Annotated in this window: 12 protein-coding genes; 2 read left to right on the forward strand and 10 right to left on the reverse strand. The window is 62.0% G+C overall.

Annotation, left to right across the window (positions count from 1 at the left end; translation table 11 throughout):
• Positions 1-99: 99 nt before the first annotated feature.
• Positions 100-1,167, reverse strand: coding sequence for an ABC transporter ATP-binding protein (locus tag AC1Q6V_RS24055; RefSeq protein WP_454750529.1), 1,068 nt, complete (start codon positions 1,165-1,167; stop codon positions 100-102).
• 54 nt (positions 1,168-1,221) lie between these two features.
• The gene (locus AC1Q6V_RS24060) at positions 1,222-2,256 is read right to left on the reverse strand and encodes an ABC transporter substrate-binding protein (protein ID WP_010811821.1); all 1,035 of its coding nucleotides are present in this window, start codon (positions 2,254-2,256) and stop codon (positions 1,222-1,224) included.
• Between the two features lie 187 nt (positions 2,257-2,443).
• Between AC1Q6V_RS24060 and AC1Q6V_RS24065 the strand changes: the two genes are divergently transcribed.
• Positions 2,444-3,352, forward strand: coding sequence for a LysR substrate-binding domain-containing protein (locus AC1Q6V_RS24065; RefSeq protein WP_454750528.1), 909 nt, complete (start codon positions 2,444-2,446; stop codon positions 3,350-3,352).
• A gap of 80 nt (positions 3,353-3,432) precedes the next feature.
• Here the strand turns inward: AC1Q6V_RS24065 and AC1Q6V_RS24070 are convergent, their stop codons facing one another.
• From AC1Q6V_RS24070 to hisD, 8 genes are all read right to left on the reverse strand, one after another.
• Complete coding sequence (locus AC1Q6V_RS24070; protein WP_010811823.1) at positions 3,433-3,792, reverse strand: RidA family protein; 360 nt, start codon at positions 3,790-3,792, stop codon at positions 3,433-3,435.
• A 25-nt stretch (positions 3,793-3,817) separates the two neighbouring features.
• On the reverse strand, positions 3,818-4,516 hold the full coding sequence (locus AC1Q6V_RS24075; RefSeq protein ID WP_010811824.1) for a GntR family transcriptional regulator: 699 nt from the start codon (positions 4,514-4,516) through the stop codon (positions 3,818-3,820).
• A 9-nt stretch (positions 4,517-4,525) separates the two neighbouring features.
• On the reverse strand, positions 4,526-5,782 hold the full coding sequence (locus AC1Q6V_RS24080) for an NAD(P)/FAD-dependent oxidoreductase (protein ID WP_454750527.1): 1,257 nt from the start codon (positions 5,780-5,782) through the stop codon (positions 4,526-4,528).
• The gene (locus tag AC1Q6V_RS24085) at positions 5,779-7,548 is read right to left on the reverse strand and encodes an ABC transporter permease subunit (protein ID WP_058698406.1); all 1,770 of its coding nucleotides are present in this window, start codon (positions 7,546-7,548) and stop codon (positions 5,779-5,781) included. The genes AC1Q6V_RS24080 and AC1Q6V_RS24085 overlap by 4 nt, the downstream gene beginning before the upstream one ends.
• Positions 7,541-8,719, reverse strand: a complete 1,179-nt coding sequence (locus AC1Q6V_RS24090) for an ABC transporter ATP-binding protein (protein ID WP_439668877.1) — start codon at positions 8,717-8,719, stop codon at positions 7,541-7,543. The genes AC1Q6V_RS24085 and AC1Q6V_RS24090 overlap by 8 nt, the downstream gene beginning before the upstream one ends.
• 29 nt (positions 8,720-8,748) lie before the next feature.
• Positions 8,749-9,837, reverse strand: a complete 1,089-nt coding sequence (locus AC1Q6V_RS24095) for an ABC transporter substrate-binding protein (RefSeq protein ID WP_454750526.1) — start codon at positions 9,835-9,837, stop codon at positions 8,749-8,751.
• A 351-nt stretch (positions 9,838-10,188) separates the two neighbouring features.
• Positions 10,189-11,148 carry a LysR family transcriptional regulator gene (locus AC1Q6V_RS24100; protein WP_010811829.1) on the reverse strand — a complete coding sequence of 320 codons (960 nt, stop codon included), beginning with the start codon at positions 11,146-11,148 and terminating at the stop codon, positions 10,189-10,191.
• A gap of 186 nt (positions 11,149-11,334) precedes the next feature.
• Positions 11,335-12,648 carry a histidinol dehydrogenase gene (hisD, locus tag AC1Q6V_RS24105; RefSeq protein WP_010811830.1) on the reverse strand — a complete coding sequence of 438 codons (1,314 nt, stop codon included), beginning with the start codon at positions 12,646-12,648 and terminating at the stop codon, positions 11,335-11,337.
• 120 nt (positions 12,649-12,768) lie between these two features.
• On the opposite strand from hisD, the gene hisN reads away from it, so the two are divergent.
• Positions 12,769-13,560 carry a histidinol-phosphatase gene (gene hisN / locus AC1Q6V_RS24110; protein WP_010811831.1) on the forward strand — a complete coding sequence of 264 codons (792 nt, stop codon included), beginning with the start codon at positions 12,769-12,771 and terminating at the stop codon, positions 13,558-13,560.
• Positions 13,561-13,562: the final 2 nt, after the last annotated feature.

The raw sequence follows: 13,562 nt of genomic DNA on the forward strand, positions 1-13,562 counted from the left end.
GCGGGGCCGCACAGCAGCCACGGTGCGGCGCCGGCGAACGGCTGGCCGGCCGGGCGTGGCGCCGACACGGGCGCGCCGGCCAGGTTGGGGCTTGCGGTATCAGCCATGCTTCGACTCCGATGCCAGCACGCGTAGGTCCTGGTCTTGCCAGAGCACGCTGACCGCGGCGCCTTCCGCGGGTGGCGCCTCGCCAAGGTTGGGCTGGCTGACGCGCAGCCGGCCCAGCGCGCTGTCGACCTCGAGCATCCAGTGGTTGCCGAGGAACAGGCGTGCCTGCACCGTGCCGGGAATGCCGCCGTCGCCGGCCCGGCCGAGCCGGATCTTCTCGGGGCGGACGTAGACGTGCACGTCGCGCCCGACCTGGCGGCCTTCATGCGGCACGTGCGCGAGCGTTTCGCCCAGGCGCACTTCGCAGCAACGCGGATTGGTCTGTTCGACCACGCCCGGGATACTGTTGGTCTTGCCCAGGAATCCCGACGCGAACGCCGACTGCGGGCGCTCATAGGCCTCGAACGGCGTGGCAAGCTGGACGATGCGCCCGCCATGCATCACCGCGATGCGGTCGCTCATCGTCATCGCCTCGACCTGGTCGTGCGTGACCAGGATGGTGGTGATGCCGAGGTGGCGCTGGATCGCGCGCAGCTCGATGTGCATGTCCTCGCGCAGCTTGGCGTCGAGGTTCGACATCGGCTCGTCGAGCAGCAGCACCTCGGGACGGATCGCCAGCGCGCGGGCAATGGCCACGCGCTGGCGCTGGCCGCCCGATAGCTCTTTCGGAAAGCGCTTGCCGAGGCCGCCCAGGCGCACCAGCTGGAGCGCCTCGTCGATCCTGCGGGCGCGCTCCGCCGCCCCCACGCCGCGCATTTCCAGCCCGAAGCCGATATTGCCGGCCACGGTCATGTGCGGAAACAGCGCGTAGCTCTGGAACACCACGCCCATGCCGCGCTTTTCCGGGCGCAGCGCGGTGATATCGCGCCCGTCGAGCACGATGCGCCCGCGCGTTGGGTCGACAAAGCCGGCAATCATCTGCAGCGTGGTGGTCTTGCCGCAGCCGGACGGGCCCAGCAGCGACAGGAATTCGCCGCGCCGGACTTCGAGGCTCAGGTCTTCGACGGCATGAAAGCTGCCAAAGGATTTCGCGAGGCCGCTCAGTGTAAGGAAGCTCATGGTTATGCAGGGGCGGTCATGTTGACGGTGTCGAGGGGCGGGAGGATGGCCGGACTAGCGTTCCACCGTCCGGTTCCAGCGGTTGGTCCACTCGGCGCGCTTTTCGTTGACCAGGGTCCAGTTGGTGGGCAGCAGCTTGTCGACCTGCGCCTGGCCATACGGCACCTTGGCGGCCACCTTCGGCTCGAGTTTGGCCTTGCCATTGACCGGCCCCCAGCCCTGGCTGTCCGCCAGGATGGCCTGGACTTCCGGCGTGAGCAGGTATTGCACGAAGGCCTGGGAGGCTTCGGGCACATCGCTCTGCACCACCGGGCACGCGGCGGTCAGCAGCGCCGGGGCGCCTTCCTTCGGATAGACGAATTCCACCGGAAAGCCGGTGTCCTTCAGGCTTTGCGCGCGCCCGCTGCCCCACACGGCCAGCGTGACATCGCCGTTCTGGAACAGCTCGGTCATCTTGCCCGGCGACGGCTCCCACGCCAGCACATTGGGGCCGACCTCCCTGGCCAGCGCGCTGAAACCGGGGTCGATGTTCTGGTCGCTGCCCTTGCGCAGCTTGGCGAACACCATCAGCGTCTGCAGCCCATAGGTGTTGCTGATCGGCGGGATGGCGACCTTCTGGCGGAATTTCTTGTCGGTCAGAGCTTCCCAGGAATCGGGCTTCGGCAGGCCCGTCTTCCTGAACGCTTCGGTGTTGTAGACCAGGCCGGTTGCCACCACGCCGATGCCGGTGGCCTTGTTGCCGCCGATTTTCGCGATCGGGTAGAGGTCCTTGTAGATCGGCGCGTCCTTGATGGTGTCGCAGAAGCCGAACTGCACGGCCTGGTACATCGGGCCGTCATCCAGCAGCACCACGTCGAGTTCCTGCTTGGCTTTCTGTGCCTGCAGCTTGGCCAGTGTGTCGGTGGAGTTGCCGGCCACGTAGACCACCTTGACCTTATGCCTGGCCTCGAAGGCGGGAATGATCTTTTCCTTGAACGCCTTTTCGGTGGAGCCGCCGTACGAACCGACGTAGAGGGTCGGCTGCTGGGCCATCGCCGCTGACGCACTGCATAACGCGACCACTGCCGCGGCCAGAACTTGCTGCTTCATGCTTTCCTCCGTGGTATGCACCAATAAAATGCAAGTCGATCACCACATCCATGCATTAGGGTTATCCCTGCACCATAACGACTATGCTCAGGAACTATGCGGCGTTGGGATAGATTAGGAGGATGGAGCGGCCGTGAAAAATTCTTTTTTTTGGCACATCCATAATGGCATGTTATAGACTTGCCGCATGAAAATCCGCCAGCTCGAAGCCTTCCGGGCCGTGATGCTCTGCCAGACCGTCACGCGCGCCGCCGAGATGCTGCACATCTCGCAGCCAGCCACCACGCGCCTGATCGCGGATCTGGAAGAGGCGGTAGGGTTTGCCCTGTTCGAGCGGTTGCGCGGCCGGCTCCATCCCACCGCCGAGGCGCAGGCGCTGTTCGAGGAGGTGCAGCGCTCGCTGGTGGGGATCGACCGGATTGCGCAGACGGCCCTGGAGATCCGCGACATGCAGCGCGGGTCGCTGCAGATTGCCGCCGCACCGGCGCTGGCGCTGTCCTTTCTGCCGCGGGCGATCGCCGCGTTCATGCAGGATCACCCCCAGACCCACATCACCATGCTGCCGCATTCGTCACGCACGGTGGTCAATATGGTGTCGGAGCAGCGCTGCGACGTGGGCTTTGCGATCCTGTCGATGAACCACCCCAGCACGCACGGCGAGCGCCTGCTTTCGACCCGGATGGTCTGCGCCATCCCGGCGGGACACTGGCTTGCCGGCAAGGAGGTGATCCGGCCCGAGGATCTCGCGGGGGAGCGCTTTGTCTCCCATCCGCGCGTGCTGGACTCCCGGCTGCAGATCGATGCGCTGTTCGCTTCCTACGGCATCGAGTGCAAGGTGCAGGTGGAGACGCAGGTGTCCTGGAGCATTTGCGCGTTCGTGGAGGAGGGGCTGGGCGTGGCCCTGATCGACCCGATCACCGCGCTCGAATACAAGGGCACTGGCGTCTGCTTCCGGATGTTCGAACCGTTGCTGACCACTGACTTTTCCGTGCTGTTTTCGGCCCAGCGTTCGCCGTCGATATTGCTCAAGGCGTTCGTCACCCACACGCGCGCCTTCGCGTTGGCCAGGCTGGATCCCCGCTTTGTGGTGGCTTAGCGGTGGGCTAATGGTGGATTGGCGCGGCAGCGCGACGTCCCGGCCGGGACGTCGCGCTGCTGATGCCGGGCTGGCCTGGGTCAGGCCTGAGCGGCGGTGATGACGATTTCAATGCGCCAGGCGGGATTTGCCAGCTGTGCCTGGACCGTGGCCCGGCTGGGACATTGGCCCTTGGCGACCCACTCGTCCCAAACGCTGTTCATGCCTGCAATGTCCGCGATGTCGGTAAGGAAAATCTGGCAGGACAGGATTCGCTCCTTGCTCGAACCGGCTTCGGCAAGCAGATTGTCGATCGTAGCCAGGACCTCTGCGGTTTGCGCTTCAATCCCTTGATCCAGGGTCTTCCGGGGTACCTGGCCGGCGAGGTACACCGTGCCGTTATGAATGGAGACGTCGGACAGGCGAACGCCGGTGTTGATGCGCGAGATGGTGTTGCTCATTTTCTGTGTTGGTGTTTGGGAGGGTTTAAACAAAAATTTTGCCGTTGCGCTGTTTGACAATGTCCATGACAGATTCACGGCTGCGCTTGATGCCAGCGAGGGTCCGGCTGGCCGCAAGGTCGCCGTCGCCGGAAACCAGGACGTCAATCATGCCTTCGTGCCCGTGTCGCCACGAAGCCGAGCGGTCGCTTGCACTGATACTCAGATAAAGCACCCGCAGACTTTGGTCATGAAGTTGTTCCAGGATCAAGGCGAGGCGACTATTGCCGCAGGCCCTGGCAATGCCTACGTGGAACGCGGCATTGGCCAGCAGGAACGCCCGCTTGGCGTCCGTGTCGTCAAGGTCGTATTCCTTCGTGCAGGCCGCGTTAAGCTGCTCCAGCGTGGCTTTCGATATCTGGCCGGCAGCCAGGCGCGCCGTTTCAGGTTCGATGAGCTCACGCGCATCGAAGATCTCAATCACGTCACGCAACAGCAGGGGTGACACGACGTGCCCCTTGCGTGGAGAACTTACCAGCCAGCCGGCCTCCGTCAGGCGTGTGAGGGCGCTGCGGATCGGGGCTTTCGTCACGCCGTACGCTTCCGCCAGGGCCTTTTCCGTGACCTCGACTCCCGGCAGCAAGTCGCAAGTGATGACGCGTCGCTTGATGTCGTCAAAAATCTGGCGCTGCAGCGGACGGTTATCTCCGGTCTCAGCCAGCAAAGCAGGGTCGATGGCATTCATTGCTGCTCCTTACGCAAAGCGCGAGATGGAAAACTCGCGCCACGTTTCACTGATGACGCTGTTTGCCGCCGCGAGTGCAACCGCGCGCCCCGTGAACGACGCGGCAGTCAATCCGATGTGGCCATGGCCAAAGGCACAGATAATACGTTCGTTGCCTGGCAGCGGGCCAAGGACGGGGAGCGAATCAGGGGTGCAAGGCCGGTGGCCCATCCATTCCTTCCGATCCTCGGTCCTGGCATCCGGGTAAACCTCCCGCAGCGTCGCCAGGAGCTGATCAAAGCGGCTCCGGGTCGGCGCGGCATGCAATCCGCCAATCTCGGCCGTTCCGGCAACACGCAAGCCGTCATTGATCGGTGTCACGAGCGTCTTCCGCTCTGCCCACATGACGTTGCGCAAGACACCTACGCCGGTGTCACTCACTTGCAGGTGATATCCGCGGTGACTTTCCAGGGGAACCCGCCAGCCGAGCGGCTGGACCAGAGACTTGGAATGGATGCCGGCCGCAATCACAACCTGTCCGGCGAGACGTTCGCCGCCGCTGGTGCGTACGCGAACGCCATGGCTGCCTGGCCGGAGGTCAATCACATCTTGCTGGACAAGCCGGGCGCCCCCCTTGTTGACGCATGCCCTGACGATGCGCTCCACGAACTGCTGTGGATTGGAGCAGTGGCCGTGGCCTGGGAAGTAGATAGCATGCCTGAAGATGTCCGACAGGGCTGGCTCATACTCCCTCAGTTCCCGAGCGCTCAGGACGCGCTGTTCGATCCCGAGCTCGGTCCGGGTGCGCAGCGCACGCTGCTCATCCTGAAAGCCCTCGTCGGTGCTGTAAAGATAGAGCTGACCCACGTGGTGGACCAGGTCTTCCGCGCCGGCGAACGCGATGATCGGCGCATAGTCGTCGAGGGAGTTTCGCATCATCTTGCGCACGCCTTCGGCTGCAACGCGTGACCTGGCGGGGGTTGCCTCGTGCAGGAACTTCAACAGCCAGGGCAGCGCAGCCGGCAGGTGCTTCCACAATACCGTCACCGGACTCGCGGGATTCACCAGCCACTCCGGAATGTGCCGGTAGATGCCCGGCATGGCGAGCGGGAAGCTGATGCCCGGGCTCAGTCCGCCGGCATTGCCGAACGAGCAGCCATATCCAGGCGCCTGCCGGTCAATGATGGTCACGCGCCGACCTTGCTGAACCAGGTTGTAGGCAGCGGTTGCGCCGATGATGCCCGCGCCGATGACGACCACATCGTCTTGTACAGGATCGCTCGTCATGCTGCGCTCGCGAGTTTGGCCGACTTGCGGCGAAGGAGGTAGGAGATCGCCATCACCATCAGGATGGCGGCAAAGAGCAGGACGGATACCGCCGCCAGGGTCGGGCTGACCTTCAGGAGGGCGTCGTCCCACATCTGCTTCGGCAGCGTCGTAAACATCCCGCCACTGACAAACAGCGCCAGGGTCAGGTCGTCAAACGAGGTGACGAATGCAAAGATGAATGCGGACAGGATTCCCGGCGCAATAATGGGAAGGGTAATCAGCCGGAGCCTTGTTAGCGTATTGGCACCGGAGATACTGGCCGCCGCATCCAGCCGGCGGTCATAGGAACGCAGTGCCGCCGATACCGTGATGACCACATACGGAACCGCCAGTGCCGTGTGCCCGATAACCAGGGCAAGCGACGAGCCCAGCCAGCCGATACGGGAAAGCACGTAGAAAAGGCCCAGGGCAACGATGATGCGAGGCAGGATCATCGGCGCCAGGATTGCACCGAGAACCAGCGAGCGCAGCGGAAGCTTCTGTTGGGCAAAGGCGAACGCCGCCGGAATGCCGATGACGCTTGCCAGAATCGCCGTGCCCACGGCGACTCCCAGGGAGCGCTGGATTGCCGAGGTCCAGAGCGGCGACGCGAAGATCTCCTCGTACCAGTGAAGCGTGAATCCTTGGGGCGGCCAGTCGATGAAGGCGCTCGTGGTGAAGGACTCTGGAATCAACAGCAGCACCGGAAGGCTCAGGGCAACGATGATGCCGACCGCGATTGGCCTGGAGATGCCCTGCGCCCCATCGGCCTTCGGGCGACGCGAGACGGCGGGTCCGATGAACCGGTCTACAGCCTTGCCCGCAACCCAGCATGCGCTGAAGGCGGCATTGCGAATGAACCCCGTGCCAGAGCGGTTGCCGGCCTTGGTATTCGATGTGTCGCCCGTCATTGTCGACAGGCCTACCAGTTTGTCATAGAGCCAGTAGATGATGAGCGTTGCCAGCAATGTAACGACGGCTAGTGCAGCTGCCAGGCCCCAATCGAGCATTTCCTGCACTTGCTGGATGATGAGCTGGGCCATCATGGTTTGTTTGGGGGAGCCAAGCAGCGCCGGTGTAATAAAGAAACCCAGTGCGGAAATGAAGGTCGAGAGCCATGCGGCAGTCACCCCGGGGGCGCTCAACGGCAAGTAGACCGTGAAGAATGTCACCCCTGGCTGCGCGCCGAGCGTGTGCGCGGCTGAAAGGAGCCGTCTGTCGATGGATTCGAACACCGGCAGCATGGTCAGGATGGCGAGAGGCAGCAATACGTGAACCAGGCCAACGACGACGCTGAAGTTTGTATACAGAAGCTCCATCGGTTCGCTGATCACCCCCATGTTTACGAGGGAGCTGTTCACCACGCCGGTCCGGCCAAGAATCACGATCCAGGCAATGGTGCGAACCAGAAAGCTCGTCCAGAACGGGAGCAGTACGCCAAGCCAAAGCCATTGACGCCAGCCGGGTGTCGCCCGCGTGATGGCCGCGGCCACGGGGAAGCCGGCGATAACGGCAATGGTTGCCGCGGCGGCCGACAGATAGAGACTCTGGATGAGCACCTGGGTGTAGACAGGCGTGCGCACCAGCCGCGTGAACGAGGTGGACGAGAAGCCGTCATTGCCAAACAATGACGCGCTCAGCAAAAGCACAACGGGAACGAAGACCGTAGCCAGCAGGAAGATCAGTGTGGGGGCGACCAGGGCCGGGCCGGTCCAGCGCCCACGGAAGGTGGCCGCGCTAGACATGCTTCTCTCCGAAGATGATGGCGGTTGGCGCGTCGAATGCAATCTGGCTCCTGCCCCCCGTTATCGGCTTTGTGGCTTGGGTCAGGCCAACCGAAACCATCGTCGAACCGTCGTCCAGCTTCATGCGCGTGCGGGAAAGCGAACCCATCACCGTGCATTCCTCAATGGCACACGGGATCTGGTTGACATTGGCATCGGCCTTGTCAGCGCCGACCCGGATGGATTCGGGTCGGACCAGTAGAACTGCCGAGGCGCCAACCTTTGCAGAGTCCGCGACGCGCCCGCGAAGCGTCATACCGCAGGGGAGGCTCAGCGTCCCCGTGCCAGAGGCCGCGTCGATGCCAGAGAGCTTGCCGCGGACGCAATTCGAATCCCCCAGGAATTGGCCGGCAAACAATGTGCGCGGGGAGAAATAGAGGTCTTCCGGCGAGCCGATTTGCTCGATCGCCGCATTGTTCATCAGGCAGATGCGATCCGACATCGTCATCGCCTCTTCCTGGTCATGGGTGACGTAAAGAACGGTGATACCCAGCGCCTTCTGCAGTTGACGAATCTCGGTCTGCATATGGGAGCGCAGGGCTTTGTCGAGCGCGGCCAGCGGTTCATCCATCAGCACGATCGACGGCTTGTGGACAATCGCCCGCGCCAGCGCAACTCGTTGCTGCTGGCCACCGGAGAGCTGGGTCGGAAAGCGGCCATGGATGCCGGGAAGCTTGATCAGGTCGAGGATGGCGTCGACTTCCTGCCGGATCTGCTCCGCACTCATGCCGCGCATGCGCAGGGGAAAGCCGATGTTCTCCGCCACAGTCATATGCGGGAACAGCGCGTAACTCTGGAACATCATGCCGATGTCACGGCGATGAGGCGGCGAGAAGGTAGCGTCCTTCTTCTCGATCCAGATTTCGCCGCTCGTTGGCTGGGTCAGCCCCGCAATCATCATCAGCAGCGTCGTTTTTCCCGAACCCGACGGGCCAAGCAGCGTGACGAATTCGCCTTGCTGCACAACCAGGTCAGTGGCGGTCAGGGCGAACGTCTCGCCATAGCGCTTGGACAGGCCGGCGATCCGGAGCTTTTCACTGCTCTGGCCGCCTTGGATGACCGGCTCGCTCATCCGTGCCACGCGCGCTATGCCGCCGACTGCGGAACGATGCTCAAGCATATTTCTATTCATGACTTCCATTTCCTTCCACCGTCTTCTGCTCAGGCCAGCAACCAGGTATTGAACGATTCCGTCAGCTTGTCCTTGCTCTTGCCCCAGTATTTCGCGTCGATCTGGATGGCCCTGGAAATGTTGTCGGGATGGGTGGGCAGCGCTTTCGCCCGGACCGGATCGATAAACTTGTACGCGTCCGGATTGGAGGGACCGTAAGTCAGAATCTTCGTGTACGTTGCCTGGCGCTTTGCATCGCACGTGAACTTGATGAACTCGCGGCAGATGTCGGCCTTTGGCGTGCCTTTCAGAATGCAGAATCCTTCCGTGCTCCAGAGACCCTGATTCCAGATGATCTTCACCGGCGCCCCTTCATCGATGGCCGCCTGTGCCCGGGCATTCCAGGTGGGGCAAATGTCCACCTCACCGCTCTTCAGGATCTGGGAAGTCTGGGCGCCACTGGTCCACCAGACGTTGACGTTCTTCTTGATCCGGTCAAGGCTGGCGAATGCAGCCTTCGCATCAATCGGATACAGGGAAGCGGCCGCCCCGCCACCGCCGAGGAAAGCTTCTTCGAGCGTGTCTTGCGGCGCGCGACGCAACGCGCGGCGGCCAGGGAAATTCTTGATGTCCCAGAAGTCAGCCCAGGAATTCGGCAGCGGCCGGTCCTTGAACTTATCGGTGCGGACCGCAAGCACCGTCTGCAGAACCAGCGTGGCGATCATGTACGGGCTGTTGTACCTGGCCGGAATCTCCGGGGCATTGACGCGAACCTCTTCCAGGAACACGCCCGTGGAAGGATCCGTCAGGACTTCCTGAGACTGGCGATTCAGCAACGCCATGTCCCAGGCAAAGTTCTTTGCCTCAACCATTCCCTTGATCATCGCGGTGGGATCCGATTGCGCAACCACCGGAACCACTTCGATGCCAGTCGCTGCCTTGAACGGGCGATAGAACGCCTCCGCAAAGGCTTCCGAGTAGGGGCCGCCCGGATCACGGACTACGATCCGCTTGTCGGCAGCAAGCGCACCTCTGTTGATGAAAGGGAATGCCAGGCTGGCGGTGCCAGCCATGGCAAGTTGCCGCAGTACACGACGGCGCGGCGTACTGACTTCAGGGTTTTGGGTAGGGGTGACCATGAACGACTCCGTAGGCTCTGCTGTTATTCATGACAACGGTTACTGACATGTCACAGGCATCGTAGACATGTCAGAAATCGAAGTCAAAGATCTTCTTATGAGCGTTTACCCGTGAGCAGTGCTATTCCTGTGATTCGCGCTTTGCACAAATGCCTGCGCACGCACTTGTCGGTGCACGAGGTCATGGATTGACGATGGGAACAGCTGTAGCGCTCTGCAAACAGGGCCAGGGCGACTATGGCGATGAGGAGGAAAGGGAGGGGCGAAAAAGCGTGCCGCCGAAGCGTTCGGATCGACGGTATTCAGGACAGCCTGCGATGCAGGCTGTCCTGTCCATGAGAAGGAAGAAAGTCAGAAGAAAAAGGAGTCCGTCGCCGACGCGGTGGGCAGGATTTCCGCGGTGCCTTTTGCGGAACGCTGATAAGCCATCAGCGCGTCGTGTGCCAGTCGCGCCATCTCGCGCGTCGCCGGAGACAGCAATTGACCTCTGCGCTTGACCAGCGCGAGCGTATCGTAAAGGGGTTCTTTGAAAGAGACGTGGAACAGCGATGGCGGAAAGCGATCGCTTGCGATGGCGGCACGGCAGGCAATCGTGTCTCCGATCCCCTCGCTGACAAGCGCCAGGGCGGACGTCAGGTATTCCACCTCGATCATCGGCGAGATGCGAATGCCAGCGACCCTTGCACGGTCGATGATCTGGCGCCTGGCGGGGTCGGTGTCGGCATAGTGCGCGTCATAGAAGACGAGCCGGGCTTCGCTCAGATCCTGGATCGAAACGGGTTTTGCGCAGTGTTCCGTATCTGCACTCACGAAGCAGACTTCGTCGCGAACGAGGGGCACGACATCCAGATCGGTATCGTCGACCGGGAGCGTGACAAGACCTGCCTCCAGGTAACCTGAGGCCACATCAGTGGCCGTCTCCGCGCTGTTCTGGCCGATCAGCCGGATGCGTACATTTGGATAAAGGGCGTGGAACTGCTTTGCCAGGTTGGTACTGAGATAGAAGTCCGCATTGCGCAACAACCCGAAGGTCGCGGTTCCCCCGCCGAGCGACATCATAGCTTTGACGGCTCGTTCACCTTGCTCGGCTGACACCGTGGATTGCTCCGCAAATGGCAGAAGCTGCTCCCCCGCCACGGTAAGCACGAGTTGCTTGTTTGCGCGATAGAAGAGTTTCGTACTGAGCTCAGCCTCCAGACGCCCCACCAGGTCGGAAACGCCAGGCTGGCTGATGCCCATTTCAGCGGCCGCGGCACTGAACGTGCCAAGGCGAGCGGCCCGGATAAATGCCTCAAGCTGCACAAGTGTCACAAGTAAACCTTATGGAAGGTACAAGGATTTGCGCATTGTCTCACGCGCGGCGCGGCGCCGTTGCGTGAGAGCCAGCTTGAGAAGCCGGGACCGCCGAAAGGAAGCAAGCATTGCCCTGCCAATGGCGGGCAATGCTCGGAGCTTGTCAGTGAAGGGTCGAACTTCTGCCGATTGAGATCGCGCTTCTCACGCGCCGGTTTTCACCGCCCAGTCAGGCCTGGTGCCTTTGGCACGGGCAACACGCACGTCCCCCGATCGCGCATGCCCTTCGAAATTCTCGGCACGTGATGCGCGCGCGCACAGCTCCCCCATTGCGGCGCTTGCTTCCAGCGAAGCGATTTCCTGGTACGTCACTGTCTTCAGGAACTTCCCCACCCAAAGCCCGCCGGTGTAACGGCTGGCGAGGCGGGTCGGCAGAACGTGATTGGTACCGATGACCTTGTCGCCGAAGGACACGCAGGTATTCTCCCCCATGAACAGAGCGCCATAGGTTGTCAGCTTTTCGAGCGCGTACCGGGGGGTCCTGGTCAGCACCTGGACGTGCTCGCTGCCGTAGCGATCGGATACGGCAAAGGCCTCTTCGATGGTGTCCGTAATGATGATCTCACCGAAATCGCGCCATGCGGCCTGGGCCACCTCTCGCGTCACCAGGTTTGACATCTGGGCATCCATTTCCTTGAGTACGACCTCGCCCAAAGCCCGCGACGTCGTGACCAGCACTGCCGGTGAATCGGGACCGTGCTCGGCCTGGCTGATCAGATCCGTGGCGACGATGAACGGATCCGCGGATTCGTCCGCGATGATGAGCACCTCGGTGGGGCCCGCGAACAAATCGATTCCGACTTCACCGAAAAGCTGGCGTTTCGCTTCCGCCACGTAGGCATTGCCCGGGCCTGCGAGCATGTCGACGCGCTGCATCGTTTCCGTACCAATGGCCATGGCGCCAACGGCTTGCACCCCGCCCAACAGATAGATTTCATCGGCACCGGCGTAATGTGCGGCGGCCACGGAGGCATAAGGAATTTCACCGCGATTCGGCGGCGTGCAGGCGATGACGCGCTTGACCCCCGCAACTTTGGCCGTCGTGATAATCATGTGTGCCGACGCCAGCAGCGGATAGCGCCCGCCGGGGATATACGCCCCGACCGAGTTGATTGGGATGTTTTTCTGTCCGAGCACGATGCCAGGCTGGACCTCGGATTCGAAATCCGTGATGGACGCGCGCTGGAGTTGGGCGAAGCGCTGCACGTTGGCCTGGGCCTGGCGAATATCGGCCAGGGTTTGCGCTGGCAGTTGGGCGATGGCAGCTTCAATCTGCTCGGGCGTCAGACGGAACGACGCCGGGTCCCACTTATCGAATTTCACGGACAGATCGCGCACTGCCGCGTCGCCGCGGCTCCGAATGCCGCGCAGCGCGTCTTCCACGACTTGCCGTACCTGCGGCGACGAGGTCTCGGCGGCACCATATTGGATGGCAGGGGATTTGAGGTGGTATTCCATGTTGACGATCTCCTTGTTGCCCGGCTTTCGCGACATGCGTCGAGCAGTGCGTCGGAGCATAGAATTCACCGCAGCATTAGACAATCACTGATGATATTATGCTTTTCATAATCTAATCTTATGGGTGAAAAGGTGGACACTGATTCGCTTCAAGAGCTGATTGCATTGGCTGAGGAGCTGGCTAACGCCGCGCGGTCAAAGGCAAGACACTACTTTCGATCTGGCGTGGCAGTCTCGACCAAATCGGACGCCAGCCCCGTCACCCAGGCCGACAGGGAGATTGAGTCGGAATTGCGATCCATGATCGCAAGCCGCTACCCAGGGCACGGCGTATTCGGCGAGGAGCATGGCGGCTCGATTGAAGCGGGGCTGAGCTGGGTAATCGATCCCATTGACGGCACCAAGAGCTTCGTCTGCGGTGTGCCGCTGTTCGGTTCCCTGATTGCCCTTCTCAATCACGGCAAGCCGGTTCTGGGCGTCCTGGAAATGCCTGCGCTCGGCGAGCGCTGGATCGGACATTCCGGGCGAACCACGCTGAACGGAACTGAAGCGCGCGTGAGTTCATGCACGTCGATAGGAGAGGCTCGACTCTTTGCCACATCGCCGGACATGTTTTCCGGCCCGGATGCGGAAGCGTTCGCTGCGCTCAGTCGCAAGGTCGGCATGCGCAGATTTGGTACGGATTGCTATGCGTACGGGCTGCTCGCATCGGGGCATTGCGACCTGGTGGTTGAAGCCAGTCTAAAGACTTACGACGTGATGGCGCTTGTGCCCGTGATAGAAAACGCGGGCGGCGTTGTGACCGACTGGGACGGGCATCCAATCGACATGGATTTTTCGGGCCGTATTGTGGCGGCGTCGACCCCTGCACTGCATGAGCAGGCGCTGGCGCTGCTGAAGCACGCTGATTGACC

The sequence above is a fragment of the Cupriavidus sp. GW823-FHT07B10 genome, assembly GCF_058794355.1.